Source organism: Halobellus sp. Atlit-38R, from assembly GCF_003665925.1.
GTDB lineage: Archaea > Halobacteriota > Halobacteria > Halobacteriales > Haloferacaceae > Haloquadratum > Haloquadratum inordinatus.
On record NZ_QXIJ01000011.1, the window covers coordinates 48,896 to 73,277 of the forward strand.

General features: G+C 65.1%; 22 protein-coding genes. 9 read left to right on the forward strand and 13 right to left on the reverse strand.

Annotated features, from left to right (window positions below; genetic code table 11):
- Positions 1-263: 263 nt before the first annotated feature.
- Positions 264-1,268 (reverse strand): PLP-dependent cysteine synthase family protein, encoded by a 1,005-nt coding sequence (locus D3D02_RS13990; RefSeq protein ID WP_121570611.1) that lies wholly within the window; start codon positions 1,266-1,268, stop codon positions 264-266.
- A 141-nt stretch (positions 1,269-1,409) separates the two neighbouring features.
- On the opposite strand from D3D02_RS13990, the gene D3D02_RS13995 reads away from it, so the two are divergent.
- Entirely contained in the window at positions 1,410-1,814 is a 405-nt protein-coding gene (locus D3D02_RS13995; protein WP_121570612.1) for a thioredoxin family protein, read from the forward strand.
- Between the two features lie 59 nt (positions 1,815-1,873).
- Here the strand turns inward: D3D02_RS13995 and D3D02_RS14000 are convergent, their stop codons facing one another.
- Both D3D02_RS14000 and D3D02_RS14005 read right to left on the reverse strand, forming a co-directional pair.
- Positions 1,874-4,075 (reverse strand): MASE3 domain-containing protein, encoded by a 2,202-nt coding sequence (locus D3D02_RS14000; RefSeq protein ID WP_121570613.1) that lies wholly within the window; start codon positions 4,073-4,075, stop codon positions 1,874-1,876.
- Between the two features lie 76 nt (positions 4,076-4,151).
- Positions 4,152-6,485 carry a thioredoxin domain-containing protein gene (locus tag D3D02_RS14005; protein ID WP_121570614.1) on the reverse strand — a complete coding sequence of 778 codons (2,334 nt, stop codon included), beginning with the start codon at positions 6,483-6,485 and terminating at the stop codon, positions 4,152-4,154.
- A gap of 171 nt (positions 6,486-6,656) precedes the next feature.
- Between D3D02_RS14005 and purD the strand changes: the two genes are divergently transcribed.
- A complete protein-coding gene (gene purD, locus D3D02_RS14010) occupies positions 6,657-7,955 on the forward strand; it encodes a phosphoribosylamine--glycine ligase (protein ID WP_121570615.1) in 1,299 nt (432 codons plus the stop codon).
- 115 nt (positions 7,956-8,070) lie between these two features.
- Positions 8,071-8,643 carry a DapH/DapD/GlmU-related protein gene (locus D3D02_RS14015; protein WP_121570616.1) on the forward strand — a complete coding sequence of 191 codons (573 nt, stop codon included), beginning with the start codon at positions 8,071-8,073 and terminating at the stop codon, positions 8,641-8,643.
- Positions 8,644-8,740: 97 nt separating this feature from the next.
- Here the strand turns inward: D3D02_RS14015 and D3D02_RS14020 are convergent, their stop codons facing one another.
- The 4 genes from D3D02_RS14020 to D3D02_RS14035 form a co-directional block, all read right to left on the reverse strand.
- The gene (locus tag D3D02_RS14020; protein ID WP_121570617.1) at positions 8,741-9,565 is read right to left on the reverse strand and encodes a mechanosensitive ion channel domain-containing protein; all 825 of its coding nucleotides are present in this window, start codon (positions 9,563-9,565) and stop codon (positions 8,741-8,743) included.
- Positions 9,565-10,380, reverse strand: coding sequence for a diadenylate cyclase (dacZ, locus tag D3D02_RS14025; protein ID WP_121570618.1), 816 nt, complete (start codon positions 10,378-10,380; stop codon positions 9,565-9,567). Before dacZ ends, D3D02_RS14020 begins: the two co-directional genes overlap by 1 nt.
- Positions 10,381-10,512: 132 nt before the next feature.
- A complete protein-coding gene (gene proS / locus D3D02_RS14030; protein WP_121570619.1) occupies positions 10,513-11,979 on the reverse strand; it encodes a proline--tRNA ligase in 1,467 nt (488 codons plus the stop codon).
- A 172-nt stretch (positions 11,980-12,151) separates the two neighbouring features.
- Complete coding sequence (locus tag D3D02_RS14035; protein ID WP_121570620.1) at positions 12,152-12,643, reverse strand: hypothetical protein; 492 nt, start codon at positions 12,641-12,643, stop codon at positions 12,152-12,154.
- A 264-nt stretch (positions 12,644-12,907) separates the two neighbouring features.
- Here D3D02_RS14035 and D3D02_RS14040 point away from each other — a divergent pair, with 264 nt between their 5' ends.
- The 3 genes from D3D02_RS14040 to D3D02_RS14050 all read left to right on the forward strand — a co-directional run bounded on the left by D3D02_RS14040 (position 12,908) and on the right by D3D02_RS14050 (position 15,896).
- Entirely contained in the window at positions 12,908-14,827 is a 1,920-nt protein-coding gene (locus tag D3D02_RS14040; protein ID WP_121570621.1) for a beta-CASP ribonuclease aCPSF1, read from the forward strand.
- Positions 14,828-14,893: 66 nt separating this feature from the next.
- Positions 14,894-15,280 (forward strand): methylglyoxal synthase, encoded by a 387-nt coding sequence (locus D3D02_RS14045; protein ID WP_121570622.1) that lies wholly within the window; start codon positions 14,894-14,896, stop codon positions 15,278-15,280.
- Positions 15,281-15,395: 115 nt separating this feature from the next.
- A complete protein-coding gene (locus D3D02_RS14050; RefSeq protein WP_233560665.1) occupies positions 15,396-15,896 on the forward strand; it encodes a hypothetical protein in 501 nt (166 codons plus the stop codon).
- 49 nt (positions 15,897-15,945) lie between these two features.
- Here the strand turns inward: D3D02_RS14050 and nth are convergent, their stop codons facing one another.
- Both nth and D3D02_RS14060 read right to left on the reverse strand, forming a co-directional pair.
- On the reverse strand, positions 15,946-16,752 hold the full coding sequence (gene nth, locus D3D02_RS14055; protein WP_121570623.1) for an endonuclease III: 807 nt from the start codon (positions 16,750-16,752) through the stop codon (positions 15,946-15,948).
- An 82-nt stretch (positions 16,753-16,834) separates the two neighbouring features.
- Entirely contained in the window at positions 16,835-17,281 is a 447-nt protein-coding gene (locus D3D02_RS14060) for a DUF371 domain-containing protein (protein WP_121570624.1), read from the reverse strand.
- Between the two features lie 330 nt (positions 17,282-17,611).
- On the opposite strand from D3D02_RS14060, the gene D3D02_RS14065 reads away from it, so the two are divergent.
- Positions 17,612-18,535: a coiled-coil protein gene (locus tag D3D02_RS14065; RefSeq protein ID WP_121570625.1), complete on the forward strand. Its 924-nt coding sequence runs from the start codon at positions 17,612-17,614 to the stop codon at positions 18,533-18,535.
- 155 nt (positions 18,536-18,690) lie between these two features.
- Here the strand turns inward: D3D02_RS14065 and D3D02_RS14070 are convergent, their stop codons facing one another.
- Positions 18,691-19,440 (reverse strand): SDR family oxidoreductase, encoded by a 750-nt coding sequence (locus D3D02_RS14070; RefSeq protein ID WP_394337729.1) that lies wholly within the window; start codon positions 19,438-19,440, stop codon positions 18,691-18,693.
- Between the two features lie 164 nt (positions 19,441-19,604).
- Between D3D02_RS14070 and D3D02_RS14075 the strand changes: the two genes are divergently transcribed.
- Together D3D02_RS14075 and D3D02_RS14080 are read left to right on the forward strand one after the other, a co-directional pair.
- Positions 19,605-20,711 carry a DUF373 family protein gene (locus D3D02_RS14075; protein WP_121570627.1) on the forward strand — a complete coding sequence of 369 codons (1,107 nt, stop codon included), beginning with the start codon at positions 19,605-19,607 and terminating at the stop codon, positions 20,709-20,711.
- Between the two features lie 48 nt (positions 20,712-20,759).
- A complete protein-coding gene (locus D3D02_RS14080; RefSeq protein WP_121570628.1) occupies positions 20,760-21,149 on the forward strand; it encodes a DUF2237 family protein in 390 nt (129 codons plus the stop codon).
- Positions 21,150-21,377: 228 nt separating this feature from the next.
- Here D3D02_RS14080 and D3D02_RS14085 read toward each other — a convergent pair whose 3' ends face one another.
- The 3 genes from D3D02_RS14085 to D3D02_RS14095 form a co-directional block, all read right to left on the reverse strand.
- On the reverse strand, positions 21,378-21,572 hold the full coding sequence (locus D3D02_RS14085) for a hypothetical protein (RefSeq protein ID WP_121570629.1): 195 nt from the start codon (positions 21,570-21,572) through the stop codon (positions 21,378-21,380).
- Between the two features lie 144 nt (positions 21,573-21,716).
- Positions 21,717-22,541 (reverse strand): aldo/keto reductase, encoded by an 825-nt coding sequence (locus D3D02_RS14090; RefSeq protein WP_394337730.1) that lies wholly within the window; start codon positions 22,539-22,541, stop codon positions 21,717-21,719.
- Positions 22,542-22,593: 52 nt separating this feature from the next.
- The gene (locus D3D02_RS14095; protein WP_121570630.1) at positions 22,594-23,829 is read right to left on the reverse strand and encodes a digeranylgeranylglycerophospholipid reductase; all 1,236 of its coding nucleotides are present in this window, start codon (positions 23,827-23,829) and stop codon (positions 22,594-22,596) included.
- Positions 23,830-24,382 lie beyond the last annotated feature (553 nt).

The window sequence follows — 24,382 nt, forward strand, 5'->3', positions numbered from 1 at the left end:
ATTCTCCGTCCTGATACTTATATCCTCTTACCGATATTGGGAGCGTTTGGGGGAAGATGCAACAGTTCTGTTGTCCTAGCTTATAAATACGGCAGAGAATATTCACTCGGAGTCCAGTATTAGCGAAACATCGTCGGCGACAGGTTCGTGATATCACGTCGCCGTCCTTCGATTTCTCGAATTTGATATCTCGAAATGGAGCATCGACGCTCGCTCAAAGTCTTCGGCTGCCGACGCCTCCGCTGGACGGCGGCCGATCAGAACTACTCCGCGTCGAACATTCCCGTCGACATATACCGCTCGCCGCTGTCCCAGAAGACCGTGATCACGAGCGGGCAGTCGTCGGCGTCCGTCTCGTCTGCCGTGTCGTGTTCGGCGGGAGCGGGCGCGTCCGGGTCCTCGATGACGTATCCCGGTTCCGGGTCCGCGCAGTTCGCATCGGGGTCAGCGATGCGCTCGGCGACGCGCTTGGCGGCAAGATTCGAGGCTCCGGACGACTGCCCGACGAGGATGCCCTCCTCGCGGGCGAGGCGGCGACACTCGGCCTCCGCGTCGTCGATCGTGACGGTCTCGACGTCGTCGAGGAGATCCGTGTCGAGATTCGGGCTGACGAAGCCCGGTCCCATCCCCTGGAAGTCGTCGATGCCCGGTTCGCCGCCGGAGAGGACGGCGTTGTCGGCGGGTTCGACCGCGACGATCTCCATCTCGGGGAACGCCTCGCGGAGTCGCCGCCCGATACCGGTGATCGTGCCGCCGGTACCGACGCCCGCGACGAGGGCGTCGACGGTGCGGTCGCCGATCTGTTCGAGGATCTCCTCGCCCGTGGTCAGGTAGTGCGCCCGGGGGTTCGCGGGGTTCTCGAACTGTCGGAGCTGGACCATTCCTTGCTCGGCTTCCAGTTCATCCGCACGGTCCTTCGCCGTGGAGATGTCACCGTCGACGAGTTCGATGTCGGCCCCGTAGGCCTTCATAATCTGGCGGCGCTCGGGCGACTTCGACCCGGGCATCACGACCGTGAGGTCGTAGCCTTTCGCCGCGGCGACGACCGCGAGGCCGATCCCCGTATTCCCGCTCGTCGGTTCGACCAGCGCGTCACCGGGTGTAATCTCACCCTCGCGCTCGGCGCGCTCGACCATCGCGAGCGCGGGGCGGTCCTTCGCCGAGCCGCCGGGGTTCTTCGATTCGATCTTCGCTGCGACTGTCGCCCCCTCGGGCGAGTCGACGCGGACCAGCGGCGAGCCGATGGTCTCCAGCACGTTCCCGTTCATCACGCCGTCCTTCGTCGGTCGGGCACAAGACGGTGACGACGTTGGCCACGCAGTGCCGGTCTCACAGACTGACGGGGGTCCAGGTCGTTGTGACCGACAGCCATCGCGAACTTTACCCGCTCGGCTGTCGTAACGCCGCGTATGTCAGAAGCCGATTCGGAACCCGAGACGGCCTCGGGAACGCTCGAAACGATGCAGCCGAACCCCGCGTGGAACGCCGACGCCCACGAGGACGCGGTCGAGGCACTCGCCGCTGACGACCTCGTCTTCCGCGTCTGGGGTGGCGACTGGTGCGGGGACTGCCGGGGCCAACTCCCGGACTTCGCCGCCGCGCTCGATGCTGCCGGCGTTCCCGAGGAGTGCGTCCATCACTACCCGGTCGAGAAGGAGGACGACGGGAGCAAGACCGGCCCGCTCGTCGAGGAGTACGGCATCGAACTGATCCCGACGGTCGTCGTCGAACGCGACGGCGAGGAAGTCGCACGGTACGTCGAAACCGAGGCGGTCCCGATCGCGACGTATCTCGCAGAGCGACTGCAAGCGTAGCGCTACTCTCCCCCGTCTCTCACCCGCACACACGTCTCACTTGACGGACAGTCGACCGCTCAATTGGTAGGCAGTCGAATCGTCACGACGCTGCCACGAGGGTCGTTCTCCTCGAAGGTCAACACGCCGTCGGACTGCTGGACGACCAGATTGACCAGCCAGAGGCCGATGCCGCTGCCGTGATACAGCGGGCCGATCTCTTGGTCTTTGCGCAGCACGTCCCGTTCCATCTCGGGGATGCCAGGACCGTCGTCTGCCACCCGGATCTCGATCGTCTCCTCGCCGCACTTGACGGTGACGTCGACACCCGGATTGGGACGGTCCGTGTGAACGAGCGCGTTCTCGATCAGTTCCTCGACCGCCCGTGAAATCGACGGGAGAGTCCGGACCGTGCATTCATCGGGGGCGGTCAGCGACACGTCGCCGTCGGGGTACTGCTCTCGGATGTTCGAGACGACAGCCTCGACCACCGTCGACAGATCGACGCTCTTGCGGGGCTGCGGCTCGGAGAGCAGATTCGTCACCTCGCGCTGCTTGCTCACGTTCTCGATGATGCGATCGCTGGCGTCGATAATCTCCTGCGCGTTCTCGGTGGCACCGCCCGACCCGGTGTGCTGGATGACGTCCGCGTACCCCTGGATGATGTTCATATCGTTCCGGAGGTTGTGCCGGAGCGTCCGATCGAGTATCTGCAACTGCTGGATGCGGTTCTCCCGCTCAGAAACGTCTCGAATGAGGCTTATGACTCCGACAACGTCGTCGTCCGCGTCCCGGAGGTAGAAGACGGTCGTCTCCCCGGGGAAGACCTGTCCGGACTTCTTCTCGTAGCCGATCGTCTGGGAGAACCGCCGCTCGTCGGCGTGGTCGCCGATCGCTCGGCCCATCTGTTCGAACTCAGCGTCGTCCTCGTAGAGGACCTTCACCGACTTGCCGGCGACGTCCGAGAGGTCGTATCCGAACAGACTGGTGAACTCCGAGTTCGCGTTCGTGATCCGGCGGTCGGTGTCTGCGACGACGATTGCGTCACGGATGCTGTCGAACAGCAACTCGTAGCGCTGCAGGAGTTCCTGTTCCTGTTTCTTGCGCTCGGAGATGTCTTTGTGGACGCCCACGAAGTGCTCGATCTCGCCGCCGTCGTCGGTGATCGGAGCGATCGTCTGATTGACGACGAACTGCTCGCCGTTCTTTCGCTCGTCGACGATTTCGCTCTCCCAGACGTTGCCGGCGAGCACCGTCGCCCACATCTCCTCGTAGAACGCGTCCTCGTGTTCGTCAGATTTCAGTATCCGCGGATTCTCGTCGAGCAGTTCGTCTTCCGTATAGCCCGTCATCGCCTCGTACGCCGGATTGACGTACTGGATCGTCCCCGCTCGATCCGTGATGACGACGGCGTGCCCCGAGTGCTCGACTGCCTGCTCGAACTTTCGGGCCTCGTCTTCACGCCGCGCTAACTCCCGGTAGAGGGTCTTCTGTGGCTCCGTGATCCCGGTTTTGACGACCGAAAGGTAGACCAGATAGAACGACCCGAACTTGAGGAAGTGCCCGACGGCGTTCGAGATGCCGTACACGTCGATGTAGGCGGTGAAGGCCAGTTCCGAGACGGCACCGAGCACGATTGCGGCGGCCAGCAGTTTGTAGACAGGCGATTCGAACCGGTCTCGCTGCTGGCGCAACAGGAACAGCGAGGACGTCAGGAGGCCGATGATGATGTACTCGCTGAGGATCTTGAAATCGGTGAGGCCCTGCCCGGCCACGTAGGCGCGCGGGAACAGATCGAAGACGAACATCGAACCGAGGCCCAGCGCGACGACGGTCGCGTAGCCGCCGACGAGCGCCGAGATGAACCCGTCGCTCCACTCGCGCAGCGGCGGATGCTCGGACTTGGAGACGACGCCGAGCGCTCCGGCGCCGACGAGCGTCGCGCTTTCGAGATAGCGCGCGAAGATCCACAGTTGCGTCGGGAGGTCGGCCCCGGCCTCGGGGAAGACGCCCATCCCCTTGTACGCGAGCGTATGTAGCAGGTCGACACCGCCGACGAACAGGTAGCCGACGCCGAGGATGGCGAAGAACTGATTGCCGAGTTCGTCGCGTGCGCTCCAGACGACGGTGAAGACGGCGAACGCGACGGTGATACTGAATAGTTCGACGATGCTGTGAAAGAGCAGGTAGTTCTGCGTCTGGACGAGATACAGGACGACGACGCCGACGAATCCCAGGAGAAGATGGCGGGCGAGACTGGACAGTCGAGTGCCACCTTCCATTGGTTGCCGACTTTCGTCATAGAACGAAACTCTTACTACTTCGCTGTCGGCGGAAACCGCGCTACGCTTCGTCGTCTTACTCGCCGTTCTCGCCGTTTCCGCTGCTCTTCTCTCCGCTCCGAACGTCGAGTCCGTCGACGTCGTCGAGCGAGAGGTCGTCGGTCTCCAGTGTATCCAGCTCGGGATCGCCGCCGACCTCGCTCTCGAACCAATCGAGTGCCTCCGATAGCGAGTGTGTCGGCGGCGAGCAGGTGCGACCCTCACAGACGTACACTGTCGGCTCGCCGTCGCGCTGCTCGCGGCCCTTCCAGACCGGTGGCGCGTCGTCGACGCCGAGCACGTCGAGCCACGCGGCGAGGCCGTCGTCCGTCGGCGGACGGGGAGAGACGACGGCGTCCGGGAGATACGTCGAGGCGAGCGCCGTTCGGACGGACTCGGGCAGGCCGACCGCTCCACGAGCAGCGGTCCCGGCCGCCGCGTCGCTCCCATCCGTCGACACGTCGGCGGCGATCACCACTTCGGTCCCGCCGCGGGCGCGCTTCTCCGCCGCGAGCGCCAGCGAGACGTGTTCGAGCGGCCGTCCGCGGACCCGGTTCGCGTGGGTGTCGAGCACTGCGTCGGCGACGTCTGCGAAGCCCTCCTCGGGCGCGAAGGCGTCCAGATCGACCAGCAGCGACGCTGCCACGCCGGCACTCGACGGCGTCGACTGATCCTGTAGCTCCTGGGGGCGCGTGACGAGCGACTCCCCGTCCGCGGGCGTCAGATACAGCGTCCCGGCGTCGGCGTCGTAGAACTCCGCGACGACGACTCGGACCAGATCGAGCGCGAACGCGAGGTGGTCGACGTCGCCGGTCGTCTGATACACCTCGAACGCGCCGCGCGCGAGGAAGGCGTAGTCGTCGAGATAGCCCGTTCCCTTGACGTCGCCGTCCTTGTAGCGCCGGGCGAGTCGCTGCTCGTCGGCGTCCCACAGGTGCTCGCGCACGAACGAGAGCGCGTCGACCGCGAGGTCCGTGTAGGTGTCGTCGCCGAGGACGAGGCCGCCGCGAGCGAGATTGGAGATCGCGAGGCCGTTCCACGACGCGAGGATCTTCTCGTCGCGGGCGGGCCGCACGCGCTCTTCGCGCGCCTCGAACAGCGCCTCGCGGGCCTCGTCGAGCCGGTCGACGATCTCCGATTCCGAGCAGTCGTACCGCTCGGCGAGGTCGGGGATCGACGCTGCGATGGTGAGCACCGTCGATCCCTCGAAGTTCCCGCCGTCGGTCACGCCGAAGCGATCGCACGCGATCTCGGCCGTGCGCTCGTCGTCGATGGCGGCCGCGACTTCCTCGGGCGTCCAGACGTAGAACTTCCCTTCGTCACCTTCGCTGCGGGCGTCGAGCGTGCTGTAGAACCCGCCGTCGTCGTGCCGGAACTCCCGATCGAGGAACGCGAACGTCTCGCGAGCGATCGTCGCGTACGTCTCGCGGCCGGTGAGTTGGTACGCCGCGAGGTAGATCCGCGGCAGTTCGGCGTTGTCGTACAGCATCTTCTCGAAGTGCGGGACGGTCCACTCCCGATCGGTCGCGTAGCGGTGGAAGCCGCCGCCGACGTGGTCGTAGAGGCCACCGGCGGCCATCGCGTCCAGCGTTCCGGTCGCGGCCGACAGTGCCTCCTCGGTTCCCGACCGAACGTAGGATCGCAAGAGCGCCTCGACCCGACCCGGTTGCGGAAACTTCGGTCCGCCGGAGCCGAAGCCACCGTACTCCTCGTCCGTCGCTCGGAGTGCCGCTTTCGCGACGTTGCCGAGCACGTCCGCGCCGAGCGTGTCGTCGGCGTCGTCGCTCGCGGCCCCGGGCCCGCCGGCCGGCGCCCCGCCTGTCGATCCGCTCGTCGAGGTCGTCTCAAGGCGGTCACGCAAGGCGTCGGTCCACTGGTCGGCGCGGTTCTCGATCTCCTCGCGGTCGGTCTCCCAGGACGCGGCGAAGGACCCACAGATGTCGAGGAAGCCGGGGGCGTTTCCGCGCCGCTGATCCTCTCGCTTCGGGAAGTACGTCCCGACGTAGAACGGCTTGCCCTCGGGGGTCAGCCAGACCGACAGCGGCCAGCCGCCCCCGCCGGCGACGAGCTGGCAGATGGTCTGATAGATCCGGTCGAGGTCGGGGCGCTCCTCGCGGTCGACCTTGATCGGGACGAACGACTCGTTCAGCACGGACGCGACTTCCTCGTCCTCGAAGCTCTCTTCGGCCATCACGTGACACCAGTGACACGACGAGTAGCCGATCGAGAGGAAGATCGGCCGATCGGTCGCCTCCGCAGCCGCGAGCGCGGCGTCGTCCCACGGCTGCCAGTTGACCGGGTTGTCGGCGTGCTGGCGGAGATACGGGCTCTCCTCCTCGTCGAGTCGGTTCCGAGCTAGGGGATCGTCCATACGGGCCGTACGACGCTGCCGTGCAAAAACAGTGTGACGTGTCGTGGTCGCTGTCGCGTCGGTTGCGGTCGTTCGAGAGGGTGCCTCTTCCGCCGCCCTACTACACGAACGTGCATATACGAATACCGAAAAAGAGCAACCTTTACACTCCCGTGTGTATGTCCTCCGGGTATGTCTGACTCGGAGACGGTGCTTCTCGTCGGTGGCGGCGGACGCGAACACGCGATCGCCCGCGCGCTGACTGACGATCCGGCGTGTGACCTCTACGCGTGTGCGAGCAACCGCAACCCCGGTATCACGGCGCTCGCCGAGGGCTTCGAGACGATCGCTGAGACGGCCGCCGAGGAGGTCGTCGCCTACGCGACCGACGTCGGTGCCGACCTCGCGATCATCGGCCCCGAATCGGCGCTGGAAGCCGGCGTCGCCGACGCGCTCGACGAGGCCGGCGTCTACACCTTCGGTCCCGACGCCGACGCCGCCCGCATCGAGACCGACAAGGCGTTCCAGCGGGAGTTTATGCAGTCCGAGTCGATCCCGGGCTGTCCCGACTTCGCCGTCTTCGACGATATGGACGCCGCCTGCGACTACATCGACGACTACGAGGGCGACCTCGCGGTCAAGCCCGCGGGCCTCACCGGCGGCAAGGGCGTGAAGGTCATCGGCGACCAGGTGACCGCCGAAGAAGCGAAAACGTACCTCCGCGAGAACGACTACGAGCAGGTCGTCCTCGAAGAGCGCCTCGTCGGCGAGGAGTTCACCGTGCAGGCGTTCGTCGCGAACGGCGACGTCCGGCCGACGCCCGCCGTGCAGGACCACAAGCGCGCCTACGAGGGCGACGAGGGACCGAACACCGGCGGGATGGGAAGCTACAGCGACGCCGGCCCCGAACTGCCGTTTATGACCGCCGCGGACTACGCCGACGCGGTCGAGATTCTGGAGGCGACCGTCGACGCGCTGCCGGACTACAAAGGCGTCCTCTACGGGCAGTTTATGCTCGGCGCCGACGGTCCGAAAGTCGTCGAGTTCAACGCGCGCTTCGGCGACCCGGAGGCGACGAACACGCTCCCCGTCCTCGATACCTCGTTCCTCGACGTACTGACCGCGGCCCGCGACGGCGAGTCGCTCCCGCAGCTCGAATTCGCCGGCAAGGCGACAGTCTGTAAGTACGCCGTCCCGGAAGGCTACCCGACCGACCCCAAGAGCGGTGCGAAGATCACCGTCGACGAGGACAGCGTCGGCGACGCGCTGCTGTTCTACGCCAGCGTCGACGAGCGCGAGGACGGCCTCTACACCACGACCTCCCGCTCGTTCGCCGTCGTCGGCGTCGCCGACTCCATCGACGAAGCCGAAAAGCAGGCCGAAGACGCTCTCGCTGCTGCGGGCGACGGACTCCGCGTGCGCCACGACGTCGGGAAACCTGACCTCGTCCAGCGCCGGATCGACCATATGGCCGAACTGCGCGGCGAGTAACGACGGGGGAACGTCGCGAGAAACGCTCGCTGACGATTGCGAGACGCGCTCGCCACCTATTGCGGGACGCGCCCGACGAGCGAACCTTTTGGTCACTGCCCGAGAAGGGGCGGTCGTGAGCGACGACGCCGACTCTCCAGACGACGCGGACGACCCCGCTGCCGACGACGGTCGCAGACACGGCCGCGTCCAGCGGCATCCGACGCCGGGACCGCTCAACTCGCTGCAGTACTGGACGGACGCGAAGCCGGTCTGGCGCGTCGCCCTCAACTACGTCCTCGTGTGGATCGCCCGGATCGCTCCTTCACTTCGGGTCCGCAACTGGGCGCTCCGCCGTCTCGGCGTGACCGTCGGGAGGGGCGTCTCCTGGGGACTGGAAGCGACGCCGGACGTGTTCTGGCCTGAACTGATCACGCTCGGCGATCACGCCGTCGTCGGCTACGACTCGGTGATCCTCTGTCACGAGTTCTTACAGGACGAGTACCGGACCGGGGAGGTCGTCGTCGGCGACCGCGCGATGATCGGTGCGAAAGCGGTGATCCTCCCGGGCGTGCGGATCGGCGAGGGCGCACAGGTCGCGGCGAACTCCCTCGTGACGCGGGACGTCCCGCCGAACGCGACCGTCGCGGGCGTCCCGGCGCGACCGATGGGAGAGAGTGCAGAGGACGAAGCAGACAGCGACGAGTAACGAGCACGAAAACGGCGACGAGCGCGGCACCGACGACGGAACCGGCGAGTGACGAGCGCGGCATCGACGACAGAAGCGCCGGTGAGAGGCGGCGAAGCTACTCCCGAATACGAACGACGCCTTTCTCGAACACCGTGCTGTTGGGCACGATGAACTCCTCGCCGTCGTTCTCGACGTGTGTGACGAACAGATTCACTTCCTGGACGATGCCGCGCGCGTCGCCGATCTGGACCTCGTCGCCGATCGCGTACGGTTGATTCAACAGGAGATACGACCCCGCGGCCCCGGATTTGAGCAGCTCCGAGAGCGCGATGCCGCCGAGTAACACGAGCGCGAAGAGGTACGCGGCCAGGAGCACGACGAGCGCGAGCGTGGCGACGCCGAGTTGCGATAGCGCGATCAGGACGGCCACGTAGAACACAGAGAACTTCGCGAGGCGCGGGAAGACGCCGATCTGCGGGAGTTTGATACCGGTGAGTCGCTCGCCGACGACGAGTTGGACCTTGTCGCCGACGACGACGCCGACGATGAGGATGATGACCGCGAAGAAGAGTTGCGGGAGGAACTGTACTGTGCGACTCCAGAAACTGGCTGCGACGGTGACGTTGCCCACCGAAAGCACCGCCAGGAACGTGATTCCGAGGACGAAGAACCGGACGAGCGTGCCGAGTACTTCGACGGTGGAGGTATCGAACTCACGCGCCGTCCGCTCGAAGGCTGTGCCCTCGATCGCCTCGGGGACGCCGAACCGCACGAGCGCGCGCGTCGTCAGCGTGCCGAGCACGGCGGCGGCGATCAGGCCGACCACGACGACGAGTAGCGCGGCCCAGACCGCACGCGGGATGGCGTCGAAGATGTCGAGGAACTGCCCGGGGTCGAACTGCAACACGGTGTGTGTCGACAGTAGGCCCTCCCCCGTCATCAGTACTCCTCCGGATCGATCTCCAGGATGATCTGCCCGCCCTTGAACGCCCGGACGAGGCCGTCGGACTCAGACAGCACGATGGCCGTCGCGTTCGTGTCGCGGGTGATCGCCGCGCCGGCCATGTGGCGCGCACCGAGCCCTTTCGGGATGTCGACCCCTTCGGCCGCCGGTTCGAGGTAGCGATACGCGCTGACGATCTTCCCCGAGTCGGAGATGACGAACGCGCCGTCCAGGCGGGAGAACTCCTTGAGCATCACGTTCACGATGGGGTCCCCGACGTGGACGTGGGACTTCTCGAAGGGGTTGTAGCTGAGCGGGCGGGACTTGTTCATCACCTTGCCGGCGTCGCCGACGACGAACAGCGCGCCGACCGGCTTGCCCTTCTGTCCCTTCTTGCCGAGTTCGATCGCGACCTCGAAGACGTCGCGGATGACGCTCGGATCCGCCCGCGAGTTCGCGAACAGGTCGTAGATGCCAGAGCGCATCGACTCGTCGATGCGGACCCGAACGAGACCGTCGGCGTCGCCGTCGAAGACCCGGACGCTGCACGCGACGACGTCGCTCTCCTCGACGAGTTCCTGTTCGAGCGCGCCCTCGACGCCGAATCTGATCCGGTCGCTGACGTTGTCGAACTCCAGCGGCAGTTCGACGTACGTCTCGGCCTCGACGGCGTTCTCGGGCGCGATGACGACCAGTTCCTCGTCGATATCGGCGTCTGCGAACCGCTCGTAGTGGGAACTGCTCGGCGAGAAGAGAAATACGCTCTCGACGTCCGACACGAGATCGCCTAGGAGGTCCGATAACGCCGACATTGCTACCGCTATTCTCCGGGCGCTGTAAAGCGTTGTGGGACGTTCTCGAAGGTGATAGCCGTCAGACGGACGACTGACGGGGGACGACGAACAAAAGAACGATTGACAGGTCCGGGCGGGATCGCGTTCGCGTCAATACGACTTCGCGAAGTATGCGGTCTCGACGGCGTCCTCGCCACAGATCGCGCAGTCCTCGTCGTGGTGGATCTCCGCCGCAGCGTCGTCGAGGGGTACCATCACGATCTCGGCGGCGATCGGCTCTTTGATTTCGGCTTCACACGCCTCGTCGCCGCACCACGGCGCCTTGACGTAACCGCCGTGCTGCCCGAGCGTGCCCAGGATCTCCGCGCGGTCTGTGGCCTCGCGGACGTTCTCTTCGAGGTTCTCCTCGGCGGCGGCGTACAGCTTTGCGTACACCTCGTCGAAGTGGGACTCGACGGTCTCGACGATGTCGTCTCTGTCTTCTTCAGTCGACTCGCCGTCGGGCCGGTGGACCAGCGTGACCGTCCCGTCGTCGGCCTCGTTGGGGCCGATCTCCATCCGGACGGGGACGCCTTTCAGCTCCCACTCGTTGAACTTGAAGCCGGGGTTGCGCTCGTCGCGGTCGTCGAGTTCGACGCGGATGCCGGCGGCTTCGAGATCCGCGGCGATGTCTTCGGCGTATTCGAGGACGTCCTCCTTCGTGTCGGCCTGCCAGATCGGCACGATGACGATCTGCTCGGGCGCGATCGCGGGCGGCAGAACGAGCCCCTGATCGTCCGAGTGCGTCATGATGAGCGCGCCGAGCGCCCGCCAGGAGAGCCCCCACGAGGTCGTGTGCGCGATCTGGGTCTCCTCGTCCTCGTCGGTGTAGGTGATGTCGAACGCCTCCGCGAACGAGGTGCCGAGGTAGTGGGAGGTCGCTCCCTGGACGGACTTGCCGTCGGGCATCAGCGCTTCGACCGTCGTCGTCGTGTCCGCGCCGGGGAACTTGTCGTGTTCGGGCTTCGCGCCGCGGAGGACGGGCATCGCGAGCAGATCCTCGTAGGTCTCCTCGTACTGATCGAGGCGGCGCGTCGTCTCCGCCCAGGCGTCCTCGCGGGTCGCGTGCGCGGTGTGACCCTCCTGCCAGAGGAACTCTTTCGTCCGGAAGAACGGCTTCGTCTCCGTTGCTTCCCAGCGAACGACCGACGCCCACTGATTCACGCGCAGCGGCAGGTCGCGGTGACTGCGGACCCACTGGGAGATGTAGGGCGTGATGATCGATTCGGAGGTCGGGCGGACGGCGAGCGGCTCTTCGAGTTCCTGATTGCCGGCGCGCTCGACCCACGCGACCTCGGGGTCGAAACCTTCGACGATGTCTTTCTCCCGTTCGAGGTAGCTCTCGGGGATGAAAAGCGGGAAGTAGGCGTTCTGAACGCCGGTGTCTTTGAACAGGCCGTCGAGGTGGCCCTGGATGCGCTCCCAGAGTTCGTACGCGCGGGGACGCGTGACGATGAAGCCGCTCATCCCCTCGGGCGCGTAGTTCGCGAGGCCGGCCTTCTGGACGACTTCGGCGTACCACTCGCCGGTGTTGTATTCTTTCGACTCGGTGATGCCGAGTTCCTGGTCGTCGCTCATTACGTATTTCGAGCCTCAGGGCGGTCTTAAATCCCCTGATAGGACGGCTGGGACTTCGTTATCGGGGTTCGGCGGGCGCCGAAGACGCGGGAAACGTCGCACGGCTCACTCCGGGATGCCCAGCGACGACACCCGACGCGCGGACACGCCACGTGCCGACGGGCTAGCACCCTCATTCGAGCCGGTCGGGATCGACCGCGAAGGGGCTCTCGGTCTCCTGCCAGCCCCACCCCGGGAGTCGCGTCTGGAATCCCGCGGCGAGCGCCGCGTCGAGGTCGTCGATACCGGCGCCGCCGTCCGAGTGCGTCAGCACGTCGGCGTAGTGGAACGTCGCCTGCGCGAGCAGCGACAGCGGCGCGCCGCCGGCGATCGTCGCGGCGAGTTCACGCCCGAGCACCTCGTCGACGACGAAGCCGGGATAGTCGCCCGCGACGTCCAACTCGCGGAGGAGGCCGACGTAGGCGGCGACGTTGACGGCGACGTCGCCGTCGGCGAAGACGCGTTTGACCTCCTCGCGGTACCGTTCCGTCTCGACTGTATCGACGGTCACGTCGAACTCGTTGGCGAGTCGCTGCCGCGTCTCGTTGATGATCGGTACCACCTCGTCGCTTCTGTCTAGGACCCACGCGGCCTCGGCCGCGACGCGGTCGGGAGTAACGTCCATACCCGCCACGAAGACCCCTCAGGGTTTCGACTTTGCGAAGGCTTTTATACGCCGGCCGAAGTATTCTGGATTAAGCGGGTTCTCCCTGCCTCTTCGCAGCTAGAACCGCAGAGATTGCCGTTCACAACGTCGTCCTATGCTCTCTCACGCGACATCGTCGTATCCCCGCATCGACGGAGTGTTCGCACTGCCGGTTCCGCTTCAGGAGACGGGTACCCCGATCAATCGTCCGTCCGTGACGATCCCGACGGAACGCTCTCAGTTATGAGTTCAGTAGATACGCAACTCGAGGAGTTGAAAGCAGAGATCACAGCGGAACTGCCGGCCGACATCTCGGTGTCGGACGTCACCTACGAAGGTCCGGAGCTGGTCATCTACACGCGCGATCCGAAGCGGTTCGCCCAGAACGGTGACCTCGTCCGTGACCTCGCCGGCAAACTCCGCAAGCGCATCACCGTTCGCCCTGATCCGGCGGCGCTCTCGCCGCCCGACCAGGCTCGCGACCGGATCCGCGAGGTCATCCCCGAGGAGGCCGGCGTCACCGACCTCGACTTCCACGAGGACACCGGCGAGGTCGTCATCGAGGCCGAAAAGCCCGGGATGGTCATCGGCCGCCACGGCGCGACGCTGCGCGAAATCACCCAGGAGGTCGGCTGGACCCCCGAGGTCGTTCGGACGCCGCCGATCGAGTCCTCGACGGTGTCGAACGTCCGCAACTTCCTCAAACAGGAGCGCGACGACCGCCGGCAGATCCTCGAACGCGTCGGCCGACAGATCCACCGCGAAGAACTCGCAGACGAACAGTGGGTCCGCATCACGACGCTCGGTTGCTGCCGCGAGGTCGGCCGCGCCTCGTTCATTCTCTCGACGGCCGAGACGCGCATCCTCATCGACTGCGGTGACAAACCCGGCTCCGACGACGTCCCGTATCTGCAGGTGCCCGAGGCGCTCGGTGCGGGCGCGAACTCGCTCGACGCGGTCGTGCTGACGCACGCCCACCTCGACCACTCGGCGCTCGTCCCGCTTCTGTATAAGTACGGCTACGACGGGCCGATCTACACGACCGAGCCGACCCGGGATCTGATGGGCCTGCTCCAGCTCGATTACCTCGACGTCGCCGCCAAGGAGGGCCGAACGCCGCCCTACGAGTCCGAGATGGTCCGCGAGGCGATCAAACACACCATCCCGATCGAGTACGGCGACGTCACCGACATCGCACCGGACGTGAAACTCACGTTCCACAACGCCGGGCACATCCTCGGGTCTGCGGTCTCGCACTTCCACATTGGCGACGGCCTCTACAACGTCGCGTTCTCCGGCGACATCCACTACGAGGACACCCGTCTGTTCAACGGCGCCGTCAACGACTTCCCGCGCGTGGAGACGCTCGTGTTGGAGTCGACCTACGGCGGCCGCGACGACTACCAGACCGACCAGGAAGATTCCGAACGCGAACTGCTCGACGTCATCAACGAGACGTACGACCGCGGCGGCAAGGTCGTCATCCCGGCGTTCGCCGTCGGGCGCTCTCAGGAGTTGATGCTCGTCCTCGAAGAGGCGATGCGGACCGGCAAGATCCCGAGTATGCCCGTCCACCTCGACGGGATGATCTGGGAGGCGACCGCGATCCACACGACCTATCCCGAGTACCTCCGCGACGACCTCCGGGACCGGATCTTCCACGAGGACGAGAACCCCTTCCTCGCCGACGAGTTCAACCACATCGACGGCGGCGACGACGAGCGCCAGGACGTCGCCGACGGCGATCAGGCGATCATCCTCTCCACCTCGGGGATGGTCACCGGCGGCCCGATTATGTCCTGGCTCAAGCACATCGGCCCCGACCCGGACTCCCGCCTCGTCTTCGTCGGCTACCAGGCGCAGGGGACGCTCGGCCGCCGTATCCAGAACGGCTGGGACGAGATCCCGATCGGCGGTGACCGCGTCGGGCGCTCGGAGACGCTGAAACTGAAGATGGACGTCGAGACGGTCGACGGCTTCTCCGGACACGCCGACCGTCAGGGCCTCGAAAACTTCGTGAAGACGATGAACCCCCGTCCCGAGAAGATCCTCTGTGTCCACGGCGACGAACGCTCCGTCCAGGACCTCTCGTCGGGACTGTACCACGATTACCACCTGCGGACGTTCGCGCCGAAGAACCTCGAAACGTTCCGCTTCCTGTAGGCCTCACAGCGCTTTTCGCGTCGATCCCGTGCGAATCTTATTATCACCTGCCCGCGGAACGGTCGTATGCGCCTCGCGCTGATCGCTCACGACGAGAAGAAGCCAGACATCATCTCCTTCGCTCGAAGCCGGCTCGACGACCTCGAACGGTTCGACCTGATCGCCACGGGCACCACGGGCAAACGCCTCCGAGAGGCGACAGGACTCGACCTAGAACGCAAGCGGTCCGGGCCGATCGGCGGCGATATGCAGATCGGCGCCGAGATCGCCGACGAGAACTGTGATGGCGTCGTCTTCCTCCGTGACCCGCTGACGGCGCAACCGCACGAACCCGACATCACCGCACTCTTGCGGATCTGCGACGTGCACGAAGTCCCGCTGGCGACGAATCTCGCGAGCGCTGACGCCGTCCTCGACGAACTCGTCCGCGCTCTGGACGGCGAGTCGTCGTAGGCGACTTGCCCTCCCGATTTTCGAGGTCCGGTCCGCGGCTGTCACTCAACTGTGGAATCTCAGCGTTGAGAACTGCGCCCCGAGACTTAATCCCGAGAGAGTGCAAGCGCCCGCTATGCCTCTTTCCCGAACGCCCGACCCGTTCTCTGTCCGGTCGTTTGCACTCTTTGCGACGTTCCTCGTCGTCGGTTCGCTCCTGGTCGCGGCGGTACCTGTCGCAGCACAATCGAGCGGCGGCGATGGTTCCACCGCGGGCAGTACCGACACGGACGAGCGCCGCTGCTTCCCGGATAGCGGCCACGACATCACGATCGGCGACGGCAACCCGCACATCAACGTGACTGTCCACACGTCGCTGTTCACGAATCCCGCGCCGCCGAGCGCGCTCGGACTGGCGGCCGAGGGCGTCGCGGTCGGCTCGGAGATCATCGAACTCAGAACCGGCGTCGTCTTCGAGGGCGATCCGGAGACTGTCTCGGCGAGCGGCGTCTGGGACTCGTTCGTGATCCTCTTCGACTACCGGTTCTCGCTGCCGATGTTTTCGGACGCGATCGACGACTCTACCTACGAACCGAGCGACGGCCCGGTTTCGGGCGTCGATACGCGCGACTGTTGAATCGGCTACGGACTGTCGGATCTCCGTTTCAGCCCCGTCCCCGTCTCCACTATTCGCCGCCGGCGGCTGCCGGATCGACGACCGACTCAGCGACTTCATCGACGCCGACCCGGTCACAGAGATCGTACAGCGGACACGCCTCGGGACCATCCAGACAGGCCGGCTTGCGCGCGCTGCAGTACTCGCGGCCGAACTGGATCATCGCGGTGTGTCCGAAGCCGCACTTTTCGGGCGGCACGTCGGCTTCGAGATGTTCCCTGACGGTTTCGTGGTCGGCGTCGGCCGGGGCCAGCCCCATCCGCCGCGCGATTCGGTGGACGTGAGTGTCGACGGGGAAAACGCCGTCGCGCCCGCCCGAGAACAGGAGCACGCAGTCGGCGGTCTTCGGACCGACGCCGTGGATGTCCAACAGCGACTCGCGCACGTCGCTCGGTTCTTCCTCCCGGACGAACGCGTCGAAACCGTCCGCGCCGCCGTACTCCGCGCAGATGCGCTCTGCCGCGCCGATGATCATCTCCGACTTTTGATTGTACAGCCCGGCCGAGGAGATGGTCTCGGCGAGTTGGGACTGCTCGGCGTCGGCGAGCGCGGCCGCGAGGTCGCTGTCGTCGCTCCCGTAGCGTTCCATCAGCGCGTCGTGGGCGGGTTGGCTCGCGACGTCGCTCGTGTTCTGTGAGAGAATCGTCCGGACGAGCGACTCGAAGGCGTCCTTTCCCCCGTATGTCTTCTGCCAGTAGCGTCGGCCGAGTTCGTCGACCACTGCCTCCGCGCGCGTGCCGGCCTCACCGGTCTCGAACACCGCGGCCGCGCTCCCGTCCGCGCCGCCGCTGATGTTCTCTTGCGGTTCCTCGGGCATACTCCGAGGTTCGGCGGCGCGCGAAAAAAGTCGTCGGCCGATCCCCGTCGGGAAACGCCCACGACGACCCGGTACGGCGACGTCAGTCCTGATCGCGTTCGACGACGAGTTCGAATCGGACGTCTGCCCCCGCCGTGAGCGCGTCGACGAGTTCTCGATCGAAGTCTGCGGCGGCGGCGTCGGCGCCGACGAGAATCGTCCGGTCGTCGACGTAGTCGCTCGTGCGCCCGACGTGACTCCGCTCGTTCTCGAAGACGAGGTCCGGGTGCCCGCGTCCGTCCACAGTTTCCGTGTAGGTGTCGCCCTCGTCGGTCGTCACCGTGAGTGTGGCTATGATCGTCGCCTCGGGATCGCGGCAGGCCTCGACGAAAGCGTCGTCGAAGTCGGCCGGGACGCGGTCCGCCTCGACGGCGAGGATACAGTCGCCGGCGGGAGTGAGCCAGTCGTCGCTGGTCACCTCGAACGTACTGCTGTGCTCGGCTGTCACGTTCTCGTGTCCGCGCGCGTGGACGACTTCTCGCTCTCGCATACGCGGCCTTCGGCGACGCCCCCGTAAGTCTCGCTCGGTCGGCGATTCGATATGTGCTATGTGAAACAGTACCACTGTTGTTTATATACCCACGCTGAGCACTGGGAACGACTCACACGGCGCACAGACGGGGTGTGACAGGCGTTTTCAGCCGTCGAGACCACCGGCAGATTTATATGTAGTAGACGACAAGAAGTAGATACCAGAACGCCTCCGGCGTTCCGGCGGCACAGCACGCAGAATGATCGGGAATTCTTATCCACGGTCGGCAGCGCTCGAAGAGCGGCCGCCACGGTCCGGAGCGGTGATGGTATCGAGGTTTGATTACGCATGGTGACGCAGCAAGACGTTCTTCAGGACTACGACGTACAGGAACTCAAAGATTCGGACAACATCGAGCTTACAGACGACAAGCTCGAAAACGGCTCGAAAGGTCAGCTCATCAAGGTCGCTGGCCAGCTCCGAGACCGACGAAACGAGCTCAACCAGATGGCCTCCGAGCGCGCATCCAAGCGCGACGACCTGAACGCGAAGACGCGTGAGAAGGTCGACGAGGCTCAGGAACACCGCGAGAAGCGTGACGAGCTCAACGAGCAGGTCCAAGAGCACAAAGAAAGCCGAAACGAGCTCAACGCGAAGGCCAACGAGCTGTTCGACAAGGTCGAGCAGATGAAAGAGGACCTCGAGCTCGACGACGGCAAGGACATCGAGGAGCTCGAAGACGAGATCGAGCAGCTCGAATTCCGCCAGCAGACCGAGGTGCTCTCGACCGAAGACGAGCGCGAACTCATCGAGAAGATCGAGGACAAGCGCGAGGAACTCCGCCAGAAGAAGGAGAAGGTCGAGGACAGCGGCGAACTCGAAGAGCTCATCGAAGAGGCCGAAGAGGTCCGCTCGGAAGCCTCCCAGCACCACCAGAAGGTGACAGAGCTCGCCGACAAGGCCCAGGAACATCACAACCAGATGATCGAGGCCTACCGCGAGGCCGACGACATCCGTGACGAGGCCGACGCGATGCACGAGCTGTTCGTCGAAGCCCAGGAGTCCGCCGACAAGCACCACGAGGACTTCGTCCGCGTCCAAAAGCGCCTCCGCGAGCTCGACAAGCAGGAAGAGCAGGAGCGCGAGGACGAGCGTGCCGAAGAGCGCGAGGCCGCCAAGGAAGAAGCCGAGGAGATCTACCAGAAGTTCAAGGAAGGCGAGACCCTCGACACCGAGGACCTGATGAAGCTCCAGAAGACGGGGCTGCTCTAAACGCCGGCGACCTCCGGACCGACCGGTTCGGAATTCTTCGATCTATACCGCGGTTTTCGTTTTCACCTTTTCGACGGACCCAGTGAGCGCGACGTGTCTCGATCGGTGCCAACACGCCCATAGGCGGTCAACCGTCGCTCTGTGTCCCGAGGCGTTCAGCTCAGCTCCATATCTTCGAGTTTGTCTTTTCTGTACAGGTCCAGTTCGGCCACGGTGTTCCGATTCGACTGGCTCAGCGCATAGATCACCGCGTCCGCGACGTCCTCTGGTTCCGTGACCTCCCCTTCCTCGAACGCGTCCTCGAACGCGGTCCCCTCCTGGCTGTTGAAGTTGGTGCGAACCTCGGACGGATTGATCACCGTCACGCCGATGTCCTCGTCGCCGATCTGTGCGGCGAGCGACAGGGCGAACCCTCGCGTCCACCACTTCGAGGCCGCGTACACGGGCGACGTTCCGCGCGGGTATTTCCCGGCGATGCTCCCTGTGAACACGATGGTGCCGCTGCTCTCTCGCAGGTGGGGGATCGCTGCGCGCGCGGTGTAGAACATCCCATCGCAGTTCACAGCCATCATCGTTTTGTAGTGGTCGGTCGGCATCGACTCGACGTCCCCACTCAACGCGAGGCCGGCGTTGCTCACGACCGCGTCGAGTCGACCGAACTCGTCGACGACCGCCTGTATCATCGCCTCCACCTGTGACTCCTCGGTCACGTCGGTCGGGATCGCGATCGCCTCCGCTTCAGTCTCGGTCTCGATCTCGTCGACGATACGCCGCAGTTCGTCTTCCGATCGGGACGCCAGCGCGACGCTGTGTCCGTTCTCGGCGAGCGCACTCGCCGTTGCCCGTCCGATTCCGGAACTAGCACCAGTCACCAGCGTGACGTTCTCGCCCATCTGTTGTCTCACCAGCACAGACAGACGCACCCACCCCTGAAAAATGGTGACGTGGGCGGTCGCCGAACGCCGTTCGCGCGGCGACGACGTGCAAACGCTCCGCTCGTGCCCCACGCACGTTCACTTCTGCTCGGCTGACCGGGAGTAATTTAACTGAGTGATACCTTCTCACGACCGTGACCACGCTCGTCCTCTGTGTCGACCGGTCCAACGATATCGGCCGAACGGCGGGGCTGGAACTCCCGATCGTCGGGTGGGAGCCCGTCCAGTCGCTCGTCACCGACGTCGGACTGGCCGATCCGGAGGATTCGAGCGTCAACTGCCTGTTGGAAGCGCTCCGCGTCGCCCGCGACCTAGATGACGAGCGCGAGGAGACGGTCGTGGCGGTCGTCTCCGGCGGCGGCGACTCGTTGGTCGGGGCGGACCGATCCCTCTCGGCGCAGGTCGACGCCCTCGTCGAGGAGTACGACCCGGAGTCGGCGGTCGTCGTCCTCGATTCCGCGAACGACGAGCGGGTCGTGCCCGTCGTCGAAAGTCGGGTCCGCATCGACTCGGTCGACCGCGTCGTCGTCCGGCAGGCCCACGACATCGAGTCGACGTACTACCTGCTCAAGCAGTTCCTGGCCGACGAGGAACTCAGAACGACCGTTCTCGTGCCGCTCGGCGCGACGCTTCTGTTTATGCCGATCCTGTTGACCCAGTTCGCGCCGACGGTCGCTCTCGCGGGCCTCGCGGCGCTTCTGGGCGCCGTCCTGCTGTACAAGGGGCTCGCGATCGACGAGTACCTCGCGGAGATCCCAGAGCGGGTGCGCGCCGCGTTGTACTCCGGCCGGGTGTCGGTCGTCACCTACGCGGTCAGCCTCGGGTTGGGGCTCGTCGGCATCTTCCTCGGTGCGCTCTCGGTGACACCGCAGTTCGGTCCCGAGTCGATCGTCCTCCGGACGATGCAGTTCACCTACAGCGCCGTCCCGTGGCTCGCGCTCGCGGCGCTCACCGCGAGCGCCGGACGGTTACTCGACGAACTCATCGGGACCGACGCCGTCAGCACCCCCTACCTGAACCTCCCGTTCGGGGTCGTCGCCCTCGGCTTGGTCGTCCGCGGGTTCGCCGGCTGGTTCCTCCAGCGCGAGGCCGTCCTCGCGGACCCACAGGTTCTCGGGTACGTCGTGACGCCACAGCAACGGCTCGCGGGCTTCATCGTCGCCGGGATCGTCATCAGCATCGTCGGCGTCCGGGTCGCGGCGAGTATGAGCGGCGAGGGATTCGACGACGTGGCGCAGTGAGTTTCCCATCAGGCTGGAGCTTTTATTCACACGATCCGATCTCTCGATATGTCCGAACGGAACGTCCGCGGCGGCGAACTCGCCACCTGTAGCGCCGATCCGACGACTGGCTTCGAGCGCGACGGCTGCTGTGGAACGCATCCCGACGACCGGGGACGACACGAACTCTGTGCGGTGATGACAGACGAATTTCTGAGGTTCAGCAAAGAACAGGGCAACGATCTCGTGACGCCGCGGCCCGAGTTCCAGTTCCCCGGGCTCGAACCGGGCGACCGCTGGTGTCTCTGTCTCGGCCGGTGGCTCGAAGCGCTCGACGCCACGCGGACCGAGCGCCTCCCGGAGACGACCGTTCCGCCCGTCGTTCTCGAAGCGACGAACGAGGCCGTGTTAGATTCCGTCGAACTGGAGACGCTCGAAGCCCACGCGTACGAGACGTGAGACGCATCTATCGTCGGGGTTGCCACTGATTCCGCACCCGACCACGGCTGTCGGGCGATCGGGTGAGCGAAGGCTTGCAAATGCTACTGTAAGACGATGACCGTGTGGTCGCGGGAGTGCAGTCGCGGCATCGGGTCGTCGCGTCACTGCCGCCCCGCCCGCCTCACCGTACGCTTCGGCCCGCTCTCCGGCGGGCGAATCGTTCTCCCAGAGCCGTCGAACGCCGAATTAGGACGCGCGAGCGCGGTACTCACCGTGTTTGACGCCGATCGCGACGCAGATGATTCCGAAAACGAGCATCGCGGGCGTCACCATCATCAACACCGTACTCGTGGCCATCACGCCCGCGGCGCTGAGAACTGCTGTCCCGGCGACGATCAGCGCCAGAAGAACGCCGGCCGTCGTGGTCAGGTTGAATTCCATACGGATGGGCGTTAGCACCCGTGCGACAAATGGGTTGCTGCCGTTCGCGTCCGCCGAGAACGAACGTGGCGCCGACCTGTCGACAACGCTGAACGTCGGCACCGACAGCGAGCTGCCTGACGCCGTCTTAGACCGCGCGTCGGTTCACCAGGGCGCGAAGTCGGGGTCGATACGGCGGTCCGTCCGCTCGATCGCGTCGATCTTCGCGACGTCCTCGTCGTCGAGATCGAGGCCGAGCGACGCCCAGTTGTCGACGATGTGCGCCTCGCTCGTCGCTTTCGGGATGGCTGTGACGCCCTTCTCGCGGAGCCACGCGAGCGACACCTGCGCCTCGCTGGCGTCGTGCTTCTCGGCGATTTCGGTCAGTTCGGGGACGTTGAACACCTCTCCACGGGCGAGCGGCGAGTACGCGACGACTTCGACGTCGCGCTCGGCGCAGTGCTCGCGGAGGTCCTCCTGGGGCAGCAGCGGGTGCAGTTCGACCTGGTTCGCGAATATCGGCGCGTCGGTTCGCTCGATCGCCTCGTCGATGTGTTCGGGCTCGAAGTTGCTGACGCCGATGCGTTCGACCTTCCCGTCGTCGACGAGCTCGTCGAAGGCCCGGAGCGTGCCTTCGGGGTCGTACTCGCGGGATGGCCAGTGGACGTACAGGAGGTCGACGTAGTCGACGCCGAGCCGATCGAGACTCTCTTCGGCCGTGGCGAGGACGTCGTCGTACGCGAGGTTGTCGATCCACACCTTCGTCGCGAGGAAGACATCCTCGCGGGGGACGTCGGCTGCGGCGATCCCGCGCCCGACGCTCTCCTCGTTGCGGTACGCCTGTGCGGTGTCGATGTGACGGTAGCCCGCTTCTAGTGCCGTCTTGACCGCGTTCTCGCACTCCTCAGGGTCGTCGTTCTGCCACGTGCCGAGTCCGAGCATCGGCATTCCGTTCGCGAGCGGTACGCGTTGCTCTTGGTGATAACTCATATCCGATGAAGGTCGCTCGGCCGATTAGATGTTTGGATATCGGACGACGAGATCACTCGGTGAGTCGCTGTTTCGCGAACCGTGCGAGCAACGGCAGGTCGTCGAGGTGGATGAGTTTCGAGAGGCTGCGAATACTGCCGTCGTTTGCATCGCTGAGCGTGTCTACGTCCATCGCGTTCAGGTCGTTCATCAGGCGGTCGTACCGTTCGTTCGGCGCGAGATACAGCAGTTGGGTCATCGTCAACCGCGTCCGCATATCCGGTGCGACGCGGGCGTGCCAGAGGGAATCGTAGATAGACATCGCGTCCGCGGACGTGTCCGTCTCCGAACCCATCAGGCAGCGGTCCGCAGTGATGGCAGCGGCCCGCGCAGATTCCATACACTTGTGGATCCCTTCGCCCCACAGCGGATCGATGGTCGGAACGGTATCGCCGATAGCCATGAATCCGTCCGTGCTGAGGTCGTCCGGCATCTGGATGTGTGCACTCCCGCGGTGCTGTTGTTTGTCCGTGAGTCGCTGGGCGTCGGCGAAGCGGGGGTCGGTCTCCAGCCAGTGGTGGAGGTGGTCGTCGATGCTCTTCGACGTGTCACCGTACTCCTGGTAGCTCTCGTTTTGGATGTAACACAGGCCGACTTTCGCCGTGTCGCCGCCGGTGTGGAAGATCCACGAGTAGCCGCCGGGTGCGTACTCGTGGTCGAGGCGCAGCATCATCGCGTCAGTGAGATCTGCGAACTCGGGGTGGTCGATAGCGACGCCTTCCATCTCCCACTCGATGCCGATCGCCTGATGCTTCCGCTCGAGATCGCAGACGTCGAGTTTCTTCGCGAGCGGCGCTGCTGGCCCCGTGGCGTCCACGACGATTTCGCCGTACACAGTCTCGTCGCCGGCGTACTGCACCCCGACGACGGACCCGTCCTCCACGATGGGGTTGTTCACGCGTGCCTCGAAGCGGTACTCCGCGCCGTGTTTGCGCCCCTCGGCGACAAGCCACCGCTTGAAGTCGGCGAACTCGAGCACGGCACCGGGCTGGTTCTGAACGAAGTGCTCGCTGGGGGATTCGAGGACGACCTCGTCGGTGTAGTTCATCACGACGTCGTCGGGGATCCCGAACGCGCCCGTCATCGACGCAAAGGTTCCCGCTGTCGACTTGTTCGACTGCCTGGGGAACTGGTCTTCGGGTTCTGCCTCTAGCACGAGTACGTCGTACCCGCGCTGTGCGAGGTCTCGCGCGCACTGTGCTCCGGCCGGCCCTGCGCCGGCGATGACGACGTCGTAGTTCTCAGACATAGCGTAGTTCCGTAGTGTACGTCGGCTGCAGATGCTGGTGTACTGTTGCAGTGGTCGTGCGGACACCGCGCTGGAAGTGCTGTCTCGTCCGCTCGCGTCTTCGATCGGTTCGTACGGCGTCCGCAGTCATTACTACCTCACATCGGCGCGTAAGTAAAAAACGCGCCGGAACACTCTTGTTCCCCGTGAGACGGCGAAATCCCGCACTCGAAAGCAACACAGTGCGTGTGGCGTCGCTTGCATCTCTGCCTCTCCGAAGACAGTCGGAGACGAGTGACCGCATCCGGCGACGCCGACGACGGGTCGACGACGAGGACTTCCGACGCCGCCGTCCCCACGGTGAACACCCTCTGTGGGTCTCCACCAACGAGGATGTCGTAGGCTCGATCGGCATAGTTGTCCTCTTGCTCTGGGCGTCTTACAAATGAACGGTACCGGCCTCCTGTCCCTCCCTCGTTCGTTTGCGCACCGCCAATAGTGACAGCGATATTTTAGGTGGCCAATAGAGTTATGTGTAGCATCTCTCGGGTTTCGCGCAGTGATAACTGCGGGC